The following is a 17,883-nucleotide window of genomic DNA, read 5'->3' on the forward strand; positions in this document are numbered from 1 at the left end:
GCTTTAGGATCTTTACTTGTTCGTAGGTCATTAATGCTACCCAACTCTAACTTATTTGTCCCACGCATCTGGGACTTTTGCAAGAGGTCTAATATCGCCACCCTCTAAAGCACTGTTGTAACGGAAGATATCAGCTCCTGCTCCACCAGCTAAGATATCTTTGCCCAATCCGCCAATCAGAATATCATTACCATCTCTACCATCAAGGTTGTCATCACCCGAACCACCGTTCAGGGTATTGGCTCCAGCATTCCCAGTTAAGCGGTCATTTCCATTACCTCCGGTAAGGTTGTCAAAGTTCACAACTCCGAAATTTAAAGAACCGAAACCGGGAATATTGCTGACGTTGACTTGTTGTGCGGATAAATCACCAATTAGCTGTACATTGGTTCCAGAAGCGTCTATCGTATCTATCGCAGTTGCTGAACCAATAATTTTTTCAATCCTAATAAGTTGGTCTGCACCACCACCACTTTTTTGAACTGTACCTGTTGGTAATACTGTGACACCACCACTGAGGCTGTAATCTACGGTGTCTTGTCCATCCCCGCCATCAATGCTGTCGTTACCCTGACCACCCTTAATGGTGTCATCGCCTTGTCCACCGTCTATCAGGTCGTTGCCACCTCTACCATCAATCAGGTCATTGCCACCAAGACCAAATAATTGATTATTTTGGGCATCGCCCTTAATGGTGTCATTGTTAATTGTGCCGATAACATTATCAAAGTTGACTACATTAAATGTCAATGTTCCCAAACCAGGAACGTTGAGGGCAGAGATAGTTTGGGCTTCTAGGTCAGCGATCGCTGCTACCCCAGGCAAAGATTGAGATGCATCTATGGTATTGTTGGCAACAGTGGCATCAGCAACTACCCTTTCTACTTGAAAAACTGTGTCTGTTCCCAAACCACCAGCTTTGATAATTGTCCCTACACCTGAGAGGGTAATGCTTTTACCCAAGTTACTGTAGTCTGCGGTATCAAAGCCAACTCCGCCATTAAGACTGTCGTTGCCCTGACCACCCTTAAAGGTGTCATCGCCTGCACCACCTAACAATGTGTCATTGCCTGCACCACCATCAATCAGGTCATTGCCATCAAGACCAGATAATAGATTATTTTGGGCATCGCCCTTAATGGTGTCATTGTTAATTGTGCCGATAACATTGTCAAAGTTGACTACATTAAATGTCAATGTTCCCAAACCAGGAACGTTGAGGGCAGAGATAGTTTGGGCTTCTAGGTCAGCGATCGCTGCTACCCCAGGCAAAGATTGAGATGCATCTATGGTATTGTTGGCAACAGTGGCATCAGCAACTACCCTTTCTACTTGAAAAACTGTGTCTGTTCCCAAACCACCAGCTTTGATAATTGTCCCTACACCTGAGAGGGTAATGCTTTTACCCAAGTTACTGTAGTCTGCGGTATCAAAGCCAACTCCGCCATTAAGACTGTCGTTGCCCTGACCACCCTTAAAGGTGTCATCGCCTGCACCACCTAACAATGTGTCATTGCCTGCACCACCATCAATCAGGTCATTGCCATCAAGACCAGATAATAGATTATTTTGGGCATCGCCCTTAATGGTGTCATTGTTAATTGTGCCGATAACATTGTCAAAGTTGACTACATTAAATGTCAATGTTCCCAAACCAGGAACGTTGAGGGCAGAGATAGTTTGGGCTTCTAGGTCAGCGATCGCTGCTACCCCAGGCAAAGATTGAGATGCATCTATGGTATTGTTGGCAACAGTGGCATCAGCAACTACCCTTTCTACTTGAAAAACTGTGTCTGTTCCCAAACCACCAGCTTTGATAATTGTCCCTACACCTGAGAGGGTAATGCTTTTACCCAAGTTACTGTAGTCTGCGGTATCAAAGCCAACTCCGCCATTAAGACTGTCGTTGCCCTGACCACCCTTAAAGGTGTCATCGCCTGCACCACCTAACAATGTGTCATTGCCTGCACCACCATCAATCAGATCGTCACTACTAGTACCCAACAAAAAGTCATTGTTAGGAGTACCAACAATAATGGACATATTTTATAACCTTTATAATTGTGGAGATCAAAATTGATTCGATCTATGTAATACTCGCATCTTGCAATAATTCAAACGATAAACTTCTCATAAAACATCATGAAGTTAAATCTATAAAACGATAATTTTCTGATGAAATATATATAAAGATAAATAATGTTGATGTCCTTTTATATATCTGTAAGACTTACACAGTCTACAAATTAGCGATAATATTTATTAGGCAAAATGAAAGTTTCCGGCGCTGAACATAACCCTTATTTTGGTCGCATATTGCTGAAGGTGCGTTAGATATGGCTCAAAAGCCAAAATTTCGTACCCCACATATATATTTATGATGCGTAAGTCCTAATCTGGTAAAATAAAAATGCGTAAGCATTCAGGTTTCTCTAAAACGCGGGCACTTTTGTGCCGGAAATATTGGGAAGCAATAAAATATTTTTTGAAAAGGTAACATGATTCAGTCACAAAATTATGTTTAATATCAAGACACAAATTATGTTACAGAATGTAAATTTAACAAATTCCGTGGGTTTAAGTTTCATAGCAACTAAGTAGGTGGTGTAATTAAACATAAGATCAAACCTCACCCTCAATCTCTCTCTGTGAGTTCGGAGAGGGAAGCCGGAGGCAGGGTGAGGTTTTATATTTAATTTGACCCACTTACTTATCAAGACGTTCGGCGATCGCTCAGTCGAGTCGCGGTAAGTTTTTTGTTGGGGTTAATTGTTCACGTCTACTTATACCAATTGGCTTTAAACGAACCACCAACTACGTCAACGTCTTCTGGTGTGTCCGCTAGGCGTAGCTTGCTTCACCGTTCCCGTAGCATTCCGTAGAGAAAGGGTACGACGAAGCGATCGCAGTTAGATCGAAATTGCCTAGCTCTCAGCCCAGGAGAGCCTAACTTTGGATATATTACCGCAAATGCGCTGATACTTTAATTTCCCCTCTTCATAAATTCCGCAAAAACACTGTTACGCTATTTGTACTTGTGATCAAAACTTAGAGCATCCAGTTTATTAGGGCGTGTTTATGACCAACCCTGTAAAGACGGTTATCCAAGTCAATCTGGAGATGGCTCTAGAAGTAGCTCAAGAATTGGAGCAAGCTCCATACACTCAATTCAGTACTTATTGTTTGGAGATTTTACGGGAGATCGGATGTCCTAGTAATGAACTCCCAGTTAACTTACAAACTCGTGATCAGCAGCTAAACTTTATTACAGGCTTTGCATCTTATGCTTTTGGGGAGGTACAAAGTGTATAAAGCATTAATTGATGATACATTTCATGATTCAGAAGGAGCAGAAACAACTACTTTCCCTGCCACAGATAAAAGTTTGTTAGTTTTAATAGAAAAATTTTTAGGGTTTGAAATTCCCCCAAAAGTTTTTTTGCAAGCTATAGCCATTGCTGATTACGACTGTGCAGCTGCTTTTCGCTACGTTGAGAATTATTTGATTGTCCTCAAGAATAAGAAGAAGCGTAAGCATAAGAAATTACTTGTGTTAGGGTATTCGACTAGGTTTGAAAATAATTGAAGTGAATTTTCACGAGCTAACCCTGAACGAATACGATTTAGATAAGATAATTTGCTCTACCGATGTAGAGATGTTGCTTTGCAACGTCTCTACACATATTTTTCCCACACCGACAAGAAATAACAATTGTAATTTACAGCAGATTTCAGGCTTATGAGGTACAGTAGCAGCAGTTTGCAAACCAATTTCTTAGATGCTTAGGATTGAATAAGTAAGGAGACAAATTAAGAGTAGTTGCAGCAATGGATTCAATTAAAGTTTCAATTGAAGCTGTTTTGTGGACAGGAACATTATCTATGACAACAACTGCACCCGACCATAACTTTGGGACTAAGCATTCTTTTATAAAAACTTCACTCGTGGTTTCCGTCCATCGAACCATTTAAAATAATTCGTAATTCGTAATTCGTAATAGAGCCTCCGGCACGCACTCGCGTTCGTAATTAAGTTTTGTGACGGGGATTTTAATTAGGCTTCAATTCGTGCTGCCTGTCTTGCTGGAGAATTAAACTGAACATACTTTGTTAAAGTCATTACTGCTAAAACTTGTTTGAGGCTTACTGCCCCAATAACCGTGTTTGGGATGAATTATAGTGAATGAAAATACTAGACCGGAATTTGACTAGACCATTTCAGACAATTTTTACTGAACACCGCGTATTTTGGGCTGTTTTACTCTTTGGTACAGCACTGGTGGTAACGCTAGCGCTGTCGCTTTCTCAAGGAGCAGTACCCTTAAGTATGTCAGAATTTTGGCAAGCTATACTCCACCAAGGCGATCCGGTTAAACAGACAATTCTCTGGGATTTGCGCCTCCCGCGCATTACAGCTGCTCTGATTGTCGGCGCAGCCTTGGGAATGTCAGGGGCACTGCTGCAAGGAATGTTACGCAATAGTCTTGCTGATCCATTTATTTTGGGCATTTCAGCAGGTGCAGGATTAATTGTGATTCTGATGATCGTGTGGCAAATATTCCCGATCGCAATTCCTTTAGCAGCGTGGATGGGAGCTATTTTGACTTCTGCGATCGTGATTTTGATCGGTCGTTCGGGGTCGGGAATTTCTGTTGAGCGGTTGATTTTAGGCGGAGTGGCGGTGAGTTCTTTATTTGGTGCTGTCCAAAGTACATTGCTGCTTTTAGCTGAAGACGGTCAAATTCAAATTGCGCTGAGTTGGCTGGTTGGTAGTCTCAATGGACGGGGGTGGCAAGAAATTGCTACGGCTGGCCCTTATATCATCGTTGCATTGATCGGGGGATGCTTGCTGGCGCGATCGGTAAATGTGTTGGCTTTGGGAGATGATTTGGCTGTGGGTTTGGGGGTTTCGTTGACGCGATCGCGCCTTTTGATTGGTGGTGTCGCCACTCTATTAGCCGCAGGTGCAGTCAGCATCAGTGGCTTGATTGGATTCGTTGGTCTTGTTGTTCCTCACGGTGTCCGCCTGATCGTTGGTACAGATCATCGCTTTGTGTTGCCACTTTCCGCCCTTGCGGGTGCATGGTTACTGACTTTTGCAGATTTACTCTCTAGACTAGGAGCAGTAGAATTACCAGTAGGTTCCGTTACTGCCTTGCTGGGTTCACCCTTATTTATCTGGTTACTTTATCGTCGTTCTGCTGGGTTTAATAAATAACTACAAGCCTGGAGAAGACACGAAAGCTTTCCGGCTTTGCACTGCGTGTCTACACTTTTATCAGTGAATCCAAATGTACTTTCCTAGACTCATTTATTGACTTGCATTTATGCCAATTACCCCCATGATTATTAAGGCGATCGACATAAGTTTTATGAATGTGGCAGATTCCCGAAACCAGATAATACCAATGATCGCAATTAGGATAGTTCCCAATCCAGCCCAAACAGAATAAGCCACACTCACTTCAAGTCTTTTGAGAGCAAGGGTCAAAAAACTAAAACAAAGTCCGTAGAAAACAAATATTAATACCGAAGGAACTATTTTAGTAAATCCTTGCGATAACTTCATGCAAGTTGTGCCTGAAACTTCAAAGAGGATTGCTGCAATAAGGTAAAACCAACTTGTTGACATATCTGTTATCAGCAGTTTGTTAGGAATCTCTTATTATCTCTGTGAAATAAAAAAAATACAACAGGTCTAATTATGATCATTAGTCGCGTGAATATACTAAATATTTGTAGGATACGTTACTCCTAGCAAGCTTTAAGAGTAGGGCGCGGGTGAGAATAGTATCAGTGTTTTCAATAGAATTACTATATTTCAAGTCTGCTTTTGTAGAGTTTACCGAACACACACTATTGAAAATTACCGTACTTGTTATTAACTAGATTTTTGGTTCGGTAATCTTCCTAAATCAGGTGATAAAAACCGAATTTACACCACTTTTATTTTTAAATACTATGAGAACAAAGCAAGGAATCAAATCCTCAATTAGTTCAACAGCAAAGATACTGATTCTCCGAGGTAGATATATGACATTAGTACGTTGGAACCCCTGGCAAGAATTTAACACAATACAACGCCAAATCAATCGCTTATTTGATGAAGATACTTTGGCAACTGCATTTTTGGATAGAGGTTTATCTAGAGTTCCCTCTGCTGAGTTAAAAGAAACTGAAGATGCAATTCACCTGAAGCTAGAACTTCCGGGAATTGAAGCTAAAGACGTGGATTTGCAAGTTACAGAAAATGCTGTATACCTGAGTGGTGAGCGGAAGTCTGAAGCAAAATCTGAAGATAAAGGTGTGATCAAAAGCGAATTCCACTATGGTAAATTCCAACGTGTAATTCCTTTACCTGCTCGGATTCAAAATACCAACGTCACGGCAGATTATAAAGATGGCATCTTGAATCTGACGCTACCCAAAGCTGAAGAAGAAAAGAATAAAGTTGTCAAAGTTAATCTAGCATCATCTGGCTAATTTTCACTTGATATCTGCTAGCTATCTATTAAACTAAATAAAAAGCGCTCTACTTTTAGAGAGCGCTTTTTAGTATGAATTATTCAGCCTATACAGATTTATTAGGAAAGTGCAAAATTTTAAATCTTGTAGACTATGTTATTGCGTAGGATAACGCACCATTTCAGATTTTAGGTACGCTGGGACGAATGTCCTAACGTATCTGACAAAACTTGCTCTTGATTAAATCCACATTTGTTGGTTAAGCGTTAAGCGCATCTTCTTGATGGGTTTGGATTACACAGTCAGAAGTGGCATAGGCAACGCAGGTGAGAACCCATCCCTCGTCAATTTGATCGTCGTCTAAGAAATTCTGATCATCTTGGTTAACTGTACCTGAAATCAGCTTTCCGGTGCAGCTAGAGCAAGAACCAGCATTACAGGAATAGGGTAAGTCTAGCCCATTTTCCTCGTTAGCAATCTCTAGGATGTACTCATCATCAGGGACTTCAATTGTTTTTTCTCCATCTGGAGTACGTAATGTGACCTTGTAAGTTGCCATGTAACAGTCCCTAGTTAAGATAAACTCTATTTCCGATACTACGGGTTTATGTGCAGCTAGTCTAGAGTGAAATGTGGTTGATTACCCTACATCACCAAGCGCTGAGTGTGAACTAGAACTGAGAGTAAAAAATTCTGCGATCGCATCACCAAATCCCTCAAATGAACTATAATCCGCAGACACGATAGAGACATTCATACCCAACTTTTGGGCGTTAGCAGTTGTATAAGGGCCAAAACACGCAATAATACAGCCTTCATAATCGCTTTGCGAGTTGACCATTGTCAAAAAGCTTTCAACTTCCGCCGTGCTACTAAAGGCAATTACATCGATCATTCCTTGACGCATCAGGTTTAATTCAACACCATAGATACTTGTGTCTAAACCCTGTGTAATATAAGTGGGTACGCGAGTAACTTCTATGCCCAATTGCTGCAAATCGGTAATTAAATTGGGTACAACATCAGGCTCAGGCAAACCCACAACTTCTGGAGCCGGTATCAGCACTTTTTTCTGGTTAATTTCCGGTAGTTTCGCTAGTTCAGTGACAATTCCGCCTGGGCTAGATTCTGTAGGAATTAAATCCACTTTGCCACAAAAAGATAATAAGCTTTCTGCGTCTTTTCCTAATGCACATAAGTGACATTTTTCTACCACAGACACGGGAATATCTAAATCATTCATGCGATGAAAAAATGCCGTGATGCCGTTTCTACTGGTGAAGATAATCCAATCAAATTCGTCTATATGGACTAGAGCAGTATCTAACTTAGTGTAGTTTGATAAATAGCTGGTTTCGATAGTAGGCATGAAAATAGGCAAGCCACCTTGTTTGATGATTTGTTCAGATAACCTATAAGCATAATTTCTCGGCGCTGTGACTAAAATTCTCTTGCCATATAAAGGTAATTCTCTAGATGGAGTGAGCAGGTTGATTTCTCTTGATTGGGTGTGCATTTGTTTATCTGCCATTTGATTGCTATTCCAGCTTAGAATGCAATATAGCAGTCCTAAATCATTTGTAAAAAGAAATTAACCGCAGAGGCGCAGAGAACACAGAGAGAGGAATCGGAGATTTTCACGACTCATTTAGTATTGCTGTACGCTCGATGTTGTTGATATTTTCTCCCTGTTATCTACATTTTTGTAACAGTCAAAGTGTCGTGCTAACCAATATCCCGCCCAGAACTTAAGTTCTAGGCTAATAGCTCAAGTCCACTAAGCGTGGACTGAAATTTTTCCTTTCACCGAGGATAGCCATTTACATCGCTTGAAATGTTATTAGGACTTACGCAAAATATCTCTCAAACTCTGATTTCTCCATGCCCTCTGCGCCTCTGCGGTTCGTTATTCTGTAACTCGTGCGTAAGTCCTAGTTATGTTTAGTCCTCTTGAGAGGACTTTAGCTATTAGCCTCGGAATAAATTCCGAGGCGGGATGGCAGCGAAGCAAAAGATTTATAAAGATGTTGCTAATGATAAGCCTTAACCCAAACGTATTGCACAAAATTATTCATATCTTGATTCAGCAACCCCAAAAAACTTATATAAATCCTAGCCATTTTTCTAGGATGAATTCTCCCCATTTTTCCGATGTCATCTGTGTGTAGAAGACGGCACGATATGAACATCTAAAGAACATTTGCAGAAAAATCTTATGTCTTCATTATTGGCTTTATCCAACAGTTTAGCTGACACCGTAGAACAAGCTGGGAGTGCTGTGGTTGCTGTGAATGGGGGTACTCGTGTTTCTCCAACTGGCATTCACTGGCGTAATGGCATCATTGTTACCTCTGATGAGTCCCTACAGCGCTATGACGACATCACCATCACTCTCTCAAATGGTAGCACTGCGCCAGTAACACTCGTTGGTCATGACTCTAGCACCGATATCGCTGTTTTTAAACTAGAAAATGTAGAAATACCTGTGGCAAAAGTTGGCGATGCCAAAACGCTGAAAGTTGGTCATCTGGTATTAGGACTGGCAAGAGGTAGCGAAGGTGATTTAAGGGCGGCGATGGGTGCAGTGAGTGTGGTTAGCGGTGCTTGGCAGAGTATGAGTGGCGGGAATATTGACCAATTCATTCGCCCAGACATCACCCTTTACTCTGGTTTTTCAGGTGGTCCGCTCGTAGATGCTGCTGGTTTTGTGGTAGGTATGAATACATCAGGGCGACGTGGTACTGCTTTGACTATTCCCACTGCTACAGTCGATCGCGTGGTTGACCAATTAATCGCAAAAGGACGCATTTCTAAGGGCTACTTGGGTGTGGGAATGCAACCTGTACGCTTACCAAACAACTTGAAAACTGCTCTCAATTTAAGCTCTGCAACTGGGATAATTGTCGTTAATGTTGAGGCTTCTGGTCCTGCTGAAAATGCAGGTGTGCTGCTTGGCGATGTTTTGGTAACGTTCGATGGCGTAACTGTAGGCGATACAGGTGATGTGTTGGCGCTACTCAATAGTAGCGATCGCATTGGTAAAACTGTCAACCTGCAATTTGTCCGGGGTGGAACGTTAATTGAGTTAGCGATCGCACTTGGTGAAAGACCTACTAAGGAGGAATAATCCCAATTTGGGATGGGTTTAACTAGCTCTGTCAAGATTTATCTAAATTTTCTATTCATTCGACTTTTTTGCTCGAATGTTGAGCTTCTGAACTCGGAACTTTCACCTTTTTGCTCGAATGTTGAGCTTCTGAACTCGGAACTTTCACCTTTTTGCTCGAACGTTGAGCCTCTGAACTCGGAACTTCCACCTTTTTGCTCGAACGTTGAGCCTTTGAACTCGGAACTTCCACCTTTTTGCTCGAACGTTGAGCCTTTGAACTCGGAACTTCCACCTTTTTACTCGAACGTTGAGCCTCTGAACTCGGAACTTCCACCTTTTTGCTCAAACGTTGAGTCTTTGAACTTGGAACTGTCAGAATTTGCTTTCCAAAGTTGGGTTGACTGATATCTTGGAGCATTCTCAATTATCCCAACCCGACTAAAAACTATTGTCAGTTCACTGATTCTACTTTGACGTGCTCAAAAATTGTATAACATGGCAAACACAACATTAACTAACATCGCTGCTGAATTGACAGAGGTAGCTGCTAAACTACGCGATCGCACTGTCAAAGTAAAAAGCGGCTCTCTGGGAGTCGGTTCTGGTGTAATTTGGCAATCTGACGGACTAATTATCACTAATGCTCATGTCGCAACCAGCAACCGCGCAACTGTGGAATTGGCTGACGGAAGGGTATTTGATGCGGTGCGTACACAATTTGATCCCCAGCAGGATTTAGCCGCCCTAAAAATTGTCGCCATTAATTTAACTGCTGCAACCATTGGTAATTCTGAGGGGTTACGAGTCGGTGAATTAGTCTTAGCGGTGGGTAATCCCTTTGCTGAGAGTGGTGCTGTAACAACTGGAATTATCTATGGAAATAATCCGCAAGCAGTTATGGCCGATTTGCAGCTGTATCCGGGAAATTCTGGGGGACCGCTTGCCGATTGTCTCGGTCGAGTCGTGGGAATTAACACCATGATTGTTAATGGTTTGGCTGTGGCAGTTCCCAGCAGCACAGTTGAGCATTTTTTACAAGTAAATAGTCGTCCGCAACTGGGAGTCACACTGCAACCTGTGCTTTTAGATCGGCGTAGCTTGGGTTTATTGGTGTTGTCAATTTTACCTGGCAGTGCGGCGGAAACTGCTGGTGTGCAAATCGGCGATGTTTTAATTGGAGTTTCGGGGCGATTATTCACTAGCATGAATGATTTAACTAAAAATCTCCATGACAGTAAAGGATCTCTGCCGCTACAACTCCTACGCGGTGGACAGCAATTCGTGATTTATGTTGCCGTGCAGTCTGGGAAAACTGCTGCGGAGGCGAGATGATCCGGGTGATGGTAGTTGCGACTTCCCCTGTAGTGCGGGCAGGGTTATCAGCTGTGGTAACTACCAATCCTCGGCTAACGGTTGTGGGGAGTGCATCCGATTTGGATGTATTGGCAAGGGAAGTTGGGCAATTACAGCCAGATGTAGTGCTGGTAGATTTGAGCAGTAATCTTCAACAATCCGTGTGGGAAAAATTGCTGCTTATTCAAGAGAAAGAATACCCATTAGGAATGATCGTCATTGTTGAGGAACTCGATAGCATCGACTTAGAGACGGCATTACGTTCTGGTATCCGGGGGATATTGCCCACTACTAGCACAGAGTCAGAAATTGTCGCAGCTGTGGAGGCGATCGCATTTGGTTTAGTGGTGCTGCACCCGGATGCTGTAGAATTACTATCTATCCGCGAAAAAGTGGTAACAAATCCTGTACAAAGCTTGACACCACGGGAGATAGAGGTTTTAGGAATGCTGGGGTCAGGGTTGGGGAATAAAGCGATCGCTAAACGTTTGCATATTTCTGAGCATACCGTCAAATTTCATCTCTCATCCATTTTTCAAAAGCTCAGTGTCTCCAGCCGTACCGAGGCTGTTGCTGTGGGTGTGCGACTGGGTTTGATTATGCTGTGATTTGTAGTCATTATCATAGGACTTACGCACTCAGATCCCCCAACCGTTGCTTAAATATGAACATTTTAATGCTATCTTCCACTTTTCCCTACCCACCAACACGCGGGGGAACCCAAGTGAGGACATTTAATTTACTTAAATATTTAAGTCAACGCCATACTGTCACCCTCGCGACTCAACGCGAGGGCGATGTTACAGACGCAGAAATAGCAGGATTACGCGATTGCGTGGATCATCTAGCCATTTTTGAACGCCCGCCAGATTCGGCAACCACCGGAATATTGCAGAAAATACAGCGATTTGGGAGATTTTTGCAAGAGGGGACACCGCCAAGTGTACTCAACCGCTACTCAGTTGAGATGCAAACATGGATTGATAACTGGGTGGAAGCGGGGAAATGTGATGTAATTACCTGCGAACATAGCGTCAATGAAATTTATGTAAAATCGCATTTCCACAAACAGCTAAAAACCATAGTTAATGTTCATAGTTCCGTTTACGCTACCTGTCGGAACCAACTAGCAACGGGCATTTCCGAAAATTCCCTCAGAGACAAAATTAATCTGCCACTTTTGCGTCGTTATGAGCAAAACTACTGTGCTAAATTTTCGGCAATTGTCGCCACAACAGAAGAAGATAAAATTCAACTACAAGAATTTAACCCCAATAGTGAAATTACAGTTATTCCTAATGGCGTAGATTTAGTTTCTTTCCCCAACCGCACCACCGATCTAGGAGGACATCGCTTAATTTTCATCGGGGCAATGGATAATTTAGCAAACATTGATGCTGTCTGCTTTTTCAGCAACGAAGTTTTGCCAGAAATCCAAAAATTGTATCCTGATACAACTTTTGATATTGTCGGTTCTCATCCGGTGCCAGCAGTTTTAGCACTTGATCAAAAACCAGGAATTAATGTGATTGGGCGTGTGCCTGCGATGGTAGAATATTTACATCAAGCCACCATCTGCGTTGTACCGATGCGGACTGGGTTTGGCATTAAAAATAAAACTTTAGAAGCAATGGCCGCTGGTGTACCTGTAGTAGCGAGCGATCGCGGCTTAGAAGGATTAGCCGTAGATGTTGCTAGTCATACACTACGGGCATTACGAGCCAATAAACCAGCAGAGTACGTCACCGCTATTAGTCAACTATTTGATCATCCACATCTGCGTTTAGAATTGTCTCACAACGGCAGACAACTGGTAGAAACAGAATTCACTTGGGATATTGCTGGTAAAAGCTATGAACAAGTTTGTCTTGGGAAAGAGTAAGGGACTTCCAAATAAAAAAACATCCCAAATTCTCTTGTGGGATGGGTGTCCTCACCCGTCCGATATTCAGGGCGGGCAAAGATGCTATGCGTGTCAACTTAAGCCCTGGCGAATGGAATTCGCGGCTACACAAACAAAGTCTACCTTCGTGGACTAATGCAAAATCAAGGGTTCTTAACCCACGAAGGTGGGTTTTGCCTGTGTAGACGCGGTTTCTAACCGCCCTTTTAACCTTAAGTTGATACCAATGGCAAGATGCCCACCCCACAAGATGGATAATTTATTTCTTGTCAGTCCCTAAGTCAACTCCAGCCCACCTTGATAGCCAGTGACAATGCGGCCACCATCCTTGAGGATGTGGACTTCTATCTGGTCGCTAGCCCAAGTAATTTGGTCTTGAAAAGCTGGATTTAAGACACGAACCCGTTGATTGCTAGAAGAAACTGGAGAATTGGGAGAATTAATTGCCAGAGATTGTACAAAAGGCCCGTCAATCAGGATATCAAGTTGTTCTAACAATGCTTGAGAACCTGGTGGCGCAGATTCAGACTGTAGCTGCTTAAGAGTGAACCCAGAAAAAGACATTACATTTAACCCAGCAGCTTTTACTTTTTGAGCTAAAGATGCCAGTGCAGTTGCTTGCCAAAACGGTTCTCCACCAGAGAACGTTACACCCATATTGCGGGGATTGCTGAGAATATTCTCGGCAAGAGTATCAATAGCAATCAATTGGTTAGCCTCAAATGACCAGGAGTTCGTATTAAAGCAGCCAGGACACTCACGAAGACAACCTTGTACCCAGACGACTGCGCGACAACCAGGGCCATTAACTTCTGACTGATCAACGTAACCCATAATGTTGAGATAGCCAGAGGGAATTTCTATGAGTGCTAGCGATGGGTCAGTTGGCTTAATTTCCATCTCTTTAACTCCTTTTAGCCATTGCCTGTTAACCGTTAACTATAGCGAATCTCCAATTATATAACCGTGACAATGGTCATATAACTGGAGAAGCAGAAGGCAGGAGCAATTTCCAAAATCCAAAATTTCACGAATTCGGTCAATCAGGTTATAACGGCGTTGATGGTAATGTTACTTACCAGATTATTATCAGGAGAGCTATAAGCGATCGCATTGTTGTAGTTCACTGTGATCGTGCCAGAGTTAGAGTTGTAAATCCTACTATTATCTATCTTGTAACCATCAGAAGTAGAAGTGAGTTCGATCCCAAAAGCGTTATTGAGCTTGATAGTGCTGTTGCCCACCGTGAGGGAGGCATTATTGTAGATGTCACTGCCAAGGGGTGCCTGATTGCTACTAATGGTAGTATCATTCACATTAACGATACCTAATTTATTGGAGCTGCCGTTATTAACAGTAGATCCATAAATGTCGCCGCCATCGTTGCCATTATTGTAAATACCACCGCCGGCTTTCCCTGCCTGATTACCACGAATGATGCTATTAATCACGTTAACGATGCCTAATTGATTGTAGTCGTTGTATTCGTTAGAGCTAGAGTTGTAGATGCCGCCACCGTAGTCGCTAGCATAGTTATCACTGATCAGGCTGTCACTACTCACCGATAGGTTGCCATTATTGTAGATGCCGCCCCCAGTGGATGCATGATTCTTAGTGAGAGTGCTATTGTTCACCTTAAAGGTGCCATATCCGAGAATATCTGGGTCATGGTAGCCGGGAATGATAAAGCCCCGATTATAGATGCCGCCGCCTTCGATTGCCGTGTTGTCACTGATGGTAGTCTCACTCACCATTACAGTGCCATAACCAGCAATACCGCCGCCGTATGATGCACTATTGCCATTAATGGTGCTGTTATTCACGGTTATAGTGCCGGCAATTATATTGGGTCCGCCGTCTGTCTGACCGCCATTATAGATACCGCCGCCGTATGAGGCAGTGTTGCCACTGATGCTGCTGTCATTTACGGTTATAGTGCCATCGCCCTCGTTAAGACTGCCGCCGTCATCATAGATACCGCCGCCATCATAGATACCGCCGCCGTATGAGGCATTGTTGCCACTGATGGTACTCTTATTCACTAATAGGGTGACACCAGTGTAAATGCCAGCGCCGTTGCTGGCCTTGTTGCCACTGATGACGCTATCACTCACGTTTATAGTGCCTTCATAGATACCATAGATACCGCCGCCATATTCGGCAGTGTTGCCACTGATGGTACTCTTATTCACTGATAGGATGCCAGAACTAAAGATGCCGCCGCCACCGTAATAGCTCGATCTGAAGCTGACGCTGTTCCCATTGATCAGGCTGTTATTCACGGTTATAGTGCCACGTTCGTAACCATAGATACCGCCGCCGTCGTATGACGCAGTGTTGCCGCTAATGGTGCTATTACTTACGGTAACGATGCCTATATTGGAGCTGCCGTTCTCGTTAAAGACATAGTTGTAGATGCCGCCACCTTCGCGGTCTGCCGAGTTATCACTGATGGTGCTTTTACTTACCGATAGGATGCCAGAGCTGTTGATACCGCCGCCGTTGCTGGCCTTGTTACCACTGATAAGGCTATTACTCACGGTTATAGTCCCTTCGCTGTAGATGCCGCCGCCTGCATCCGTAGCTGAGTTGCCAGTGATGGTGCTGTTGTTTACAGTGAAGCTGCCAGAGCTAGAGTTGTAAATGCCGCCTCCGTCCGCAGCCGAGTTGCCAGTGATAGTGCTGTCGCTTAAGGTAAAAACGCCTGCATTGGAGATAGCACCGCCTCCTCCGGCATTTTTGTAGCTATTAGTAATAGTCAGCCCGTTGATTGCAGCTGTTACACCACTGCCAATGTCAAAAACACGAGAAGCACTATCATCACTAATAGTTAGTAAGCTCGAATTTGTGCCTTTAATGGTAAGGTTATCTGTGATACTTAGACTACTACCAGTCAAACTGATGGTATGAGCGATCGCATCAGTAAACAGTCCACCAAATTCGATGATGTCGCTTCCTGTAAGAGCATTGGCATCTAGAATTGCCTGCCGCAGTGAACCTGTACCACCATTGTTGGTGTTAGTGACGGTAAATAGAGACATTGAAATTACTCCGATTTTTTTTCAGGTGTATAAATATTGCGCTCAAGGCTCGTCTTTTTACTAATACGAGTCTTTAGCATTTTTTCTACTGCTCACTGAGTATTCAGAACTGAGTTTTCTCAAAGAGGATCAACTACTACGCTGTTGTAAACAGCGCTGTGTGAGGTGTATCAAAAATTACTGATCTTTATAGCCAAATCTTTAGTACAGTACAGCGAAAATCCAGCTATCATCTCAATTAACAAGACTTGGGGCTTAACACTCTTGTCAAAAGCAGGCAAACCTCCGCCACAGTGTACTAGGGAACTGTTTTTTCAAACTTTAAAAGCGTTTGAATATATACTTCAACTTCAAAACTTTTGTAACACAGATATGAGGTGATAATTTTAAATTTATTCAGAGTTTATTTTACTTTATATTTGCTTGTATCGAAATCGAATTTAAGCTGGAAAAATACTAAGTAATAATACGGCTAGATACATTTTGTCTAATATCGAAATAATTGTTTAACTGATGACTAATGACTAATGCCTCAAAAACCTTGGAGGATTTGGAAAAGTCAGCTTTAACTGACTAGACTGAAGTTAGTTGCTCAACCAATATTGACTGTCCCATAAATAGAATAGATGACTCAACAAACTTCTAGAATTTGTATCCTTGGCGGAGGCTTTGGCGGTCTTTACACAGCCCTGCGCTTAAGCCAGTTACCTTGGGAATCTACGCAAAAACCCGAAATTGTTCTAGTAGATCAAAGCGATCGCTTCCTATTTTCTCCTTTACTTTACGAATTACTCACTGGCGAACTGCAAACCTGGGAAATTGCCCCACCGTTTGAAGAAATTTTACAAGGCACAGGAGTGCGTTTTTATCAAGGGGTTGTGTCTGGAATTGACATCAACCAGCAACGGGTAAATATACAGTCAGGGCCGGAAATCGCTTACGACCGATTAGTGCTGGCGCTAGGAGGTGAGACACCGCTAGATTTAGTCCCTGGTGCAACATCTTATGCCTACACATTCCGCACAATCTCTGATGCTTATCGTTTGGAAGAACGCCTGCGATTTTTAGAAGAATCGGATGCTGATAAAATTCGGGTGGCGATCGTTGGGGCTGGCTACAGTGGTGTAGAGTTAGCCTGTAAGTTAGCCGACAGACTAGGAGAAAGAGGACGCTTTCGGATCATTGAAATCGCTGACCAAATTTTGCGAACTTCCCCAGAGTTTAACCGGGAAGCAGCAAAGAAAGCTTTAGAAGCCCGTGGCGTGTTTCTTGATTTAGAAACCAAAGTAGAATTAATAGAACAAAATAGCATCTCCCTAGAGTACAAAAACCAGGTAGACACGATTCCGGTAGATTTGGTAATTTGGACTGTAGGAACTAGGGTTGCGCCCGTAGTGAAATCTCTTCCCCTCAAGCAAAATCAGCGTGGTCAAATCACTACTACATCTAATTTGCAAGTCCTTGATCATCCAGAAATCTTTGCCTTGGGAGATTTAGCAGACTGTCATGATGCTGAAGGGCAGGAAGTTCCCGCTACGGCACAAGCGGCTTTTCAACAAGCTGATTATACTGCTTGGAATATCTGGGCAACTCTGACTAATCGCCCCCTCCTTCCCTTCCGCTACCAACAGGTAGGAGAAATGATGGCACTAGGAATAGACAACGCCACTCTCACTGGTTTGGGAATTAAACTAGATGGGCGCTTGGCATACGTCGCCCGACGTATTGCCTATTTATATAGATTGCCAACTTTAGACCATCAACTCAAAGTTGGTTTTAATTGGCTAGTCCGTCCGATCATCGAATCACTTTCTCAGTAACTTCAGGTTGGGCATTGGGCATTGGGCATTGGGCATTGGGCATTGGGCAGCCAGCGCGTTGGGCGGGTTTCCCGACTTGAAGCGACTGGCGTCATTGGGCATTGATGCCCCAGTCCCGATTCAATTTTGAGTTAGTCGAGTACTAAAGTTTTTAACAAGGCAAAATCTAAAATTCAAGATTTAAAATCTTCA

Annotated in this window: 16 protein-coding genes; 9 read left to right on the forward strand and 7 right to left on the reverse strand. The window is 43.0% G+C overall.

Features of this window, described 5'->3' with window-relative positions; translation table 11 throughout:
• Positions 1–51: 51 nt before the first annotated feature.
• Positions 52–2,043, reverse strand: coding sequence for a beta strand repeat-containing protein (locus V7L05_RS07315; protein ID WP_335163208.1), 1,992 nt, complete (start codon positions 2,041–2,043; stop codon positions 52–54).
• 1,035 nt (positions 2,044–3,078) lie between these two features.
• Between V7L05_RS07315 and V7L05_RS07320 the strand changes: the two genes are divergently transcribed.
• The 3 genes from V7L05_RS07320 to V7L05_RS07330 all read left to right on the forward strand — a co-directional run bounded on the left by V7L05_RS07320 (position 3,079) and on the right by V7L05_RS07330 (position 5,218).
• Positions 3,079–3,312, forward strand: coding sequence for a hypothetical protein (locus tag V7L05_RS07320; protein WP_334944294.1), 234 nt, complete (start codon positions 3,079–3,081; stop codon positions 3,310–3,312).
• Positions 3,305–3,586 carry a hypothetical protein gene (locus V7L05_RS07325; protein WP_335163210.1) on the forward strand — a complete coding sequence of 94 codons (282 nt, stop codon included), beginning with the start codon at positions 3,305–3,307 and terminating at the stop codon, positions 3,584–3,586. The genes V7L05_RS07320 and V7L05_RS07325 overlap by 8 nt, the downstream gene beginning before the upstream one ends.
• Positions 3,587–4,183: 597 nt before the next feature.
• Positions 4,184–5,218 carry a FecCD family ABC transporter permease gene (locus tag V7L05_RS07330; RefSeq protein WP_335163212.1) on the forward strand — a complete coding sequence of 345 codons (1,035 nt, stop codon included), beginning with the start codon at positions 4,184–4,186 and terminating at the stop codon, positions 5,216–5,218.
• A gap of 93 nt (positions 5,219–5,311) precedes the next feature.
• On the opposite strand, the gene V7L05_RS07335 is transcribed toward V7L05_RS07330, so the two are convergent.
• Positions 5,312–5,632, reverse strand: coding sequence for a DMT family transporter (locus V7L05_RS07335; RefSeq protein ID WP_335163214.1), 321 nt, complete (start codon positions 5,630–5,632; stop codon positions 5,312–5,314).
• A 401-nt stretch (positions 5,633–6,033) separates the two neighbouring features.
• Between V7L05_RS07335 and V7L05_RS07340 the strand changes: the two genes are divergently transcribed.
• Positions 6,034–6,483 (forward strand): Hsp20/alpha crystallin family protein, encoded by a 450-nt coding sequence (locus V7L05_RS07340; protein WP_335163217.1) that lies wholly within the window; start codon positions 6,034–6,036, stop codon positions 6,481–6,483.
• A 241-nt stretch (positions 6,484–6,724) separates the two neighbouring features.
• Here V7L05_RS07340 and V7L05_RS07345 read toward each other — a convergent pair whose 3' ends face one another.
• Both V7L05_RS07345 and V7L05_RS07350 read right to left on the reverse strand, forming a co-directional pair.
• Positions 6,725–7,024, reverse strand: a complete 300-nt coding sequence (locus tag V7L05_RS07345; RefSeq protein WP_335163219.1) for a ferredoxin — start codon at positions 7,022–7,024, stop codon at positions 6,725–6,727.
• 81 nt (positions 7,025–7,105) lie between these two features.
• Positions 7,106–7,996, reverse strand: a complete 891-nt coding sequence (locus V7L05_RS07350; protein WP_335163221.1) for a uroporphyrinogen-III synthase — start codon at positions 7,994–7,996, stop codon at positions 7,106–7,108.
• 684 nt (positions 7,997–8,680) lie between these two features.
• Here V7L05_RS07350 and V7L05_RS07355 point away from each other — a divergent pair.
• Positions 8,681–9,592, forward strand: a complete 912-nt coding sequence (locus V7L05_RS07355; RefSeq protein ID WP_335163223.1) for a S1C family serine protease — start codon at positions 8,681–8,683, stop codon at positions 9,590–9,592.
• Between the two features lie 55 nt (positions 9,593–9,647).
• On the opposite strand, the gene V7L05_RS07360 is transcribed toward V7L05_RS07355, so the two are convergent.
• A complete protein-coding gene (locus V7L05_RS07360) occupies positions 9,648–9,992 on the reverse strand; it encodes a hypothetical protein (protein WP_335163225.1) in 345 nt (114 codons plus the stop codon).
• A gap of 77 nt (positions 9,993–10,069) precedes the next feature.
• Here V7L05_RS07360 and V7L05_RS07365 point away from each other — a divergent pair, with 77 nt between their 5' ends.
• The 3 genes from V7L05_RS07365 to V7L05_RS07375 are packed head-to-tail and all read left to right on the forward strand — an operon-like array spanning position 10,070 to position 12,809.
• Positions 10,070–10,906: a S1C family serine protease gene (locus V7L05_RS07365; protein WP_335163227.1), complete on the forward strand. Its 837-nt coding sequence runs from the start codon at positions 10,070–10,072 to the stop codon at positions 10,904–10,906.
• Entirely contained in the window at positions 10,903–11,535 is a 633-nt protein-coding gene (locus V7L05_RS07370) for a response regulator transcription factor (RefSeq protein ID WP_335163229.1), read from the forward strand. Before V7L05_RS07365 ends, V7L05_RS07370 begins: the two co-directional genes overlap by 4 nt.
• A gap of 56 nt (positions 11,536–11,591) precedes the next feature.
• The gene (locus V7L05_RS07375; RefSeq protein ID WP_335163231.1) at positions 11,592–12,809 is read left to right on the forward strand and encodes a glycosyltransferase family 4 protein; all 1,218 of its coding nucleotides are present in this window, start codon (positions 11,592–11,594) and stop codon (positions 12,807–12,809) included.
• Between the two features lie 297 nt (positions 12,810–13,106).
• On the opposite strand, the gene V7L05_RS07380 is transcribed toward V7L05_RS07375, so the two are convergent.
• Positions 13,107–13,730 (reverse strand): 4Fe-4S single cluster domain-containing protein, encoded by a 624-nt coding sequence (locus V7L05_RS07380; RefSeq protein ID WP_335163233.1) that lies wholly within the window; start codon positions 13,728–13,730, stop codon positions 13,107–13,109.
• 143 nt (positions 13,731–13,873) lie between these two features.
• Positions 13,874–15,871 carry a beta strand repeat-containing protein gene (locus tag V7L05_RS07385; protein WP_335163235.1) on the reverse strand — a complete coding sequence of 666 codons (1,998 nt, stop codon included), beginning with the start codon at positions 15,869–15,871 and terminating at the stop codon, positions 13,874–13,876.
• Between the two features lie 626 nt (positions 15,872–16,497).
• Between V7L05_RS07385 and V7L05_RS07390 the strand changes: the two genes are divergently transcribed.
• Entirely contained in the window at positions 16,498–17,691 is a 1,194-nt protein-coding gene (locus V7L05_RS07390; RefSeq protein WP_335163237.1) for an NAD(P)/FAD-dependent oxidoreductase, read from the forward strand.
• Positions 17,692–17,883 lie beyond the last annotated feature (192 nt).

Origin of the sequence: Nostoc sp., assembly GCF_036917755.1 — a bacterium.
Taxonomy (GTDB): Bacteria; Cyanobacteriota; Cyanobacteriia; order Cyanobacteriales; family Nostocaceae; genus Nostoc.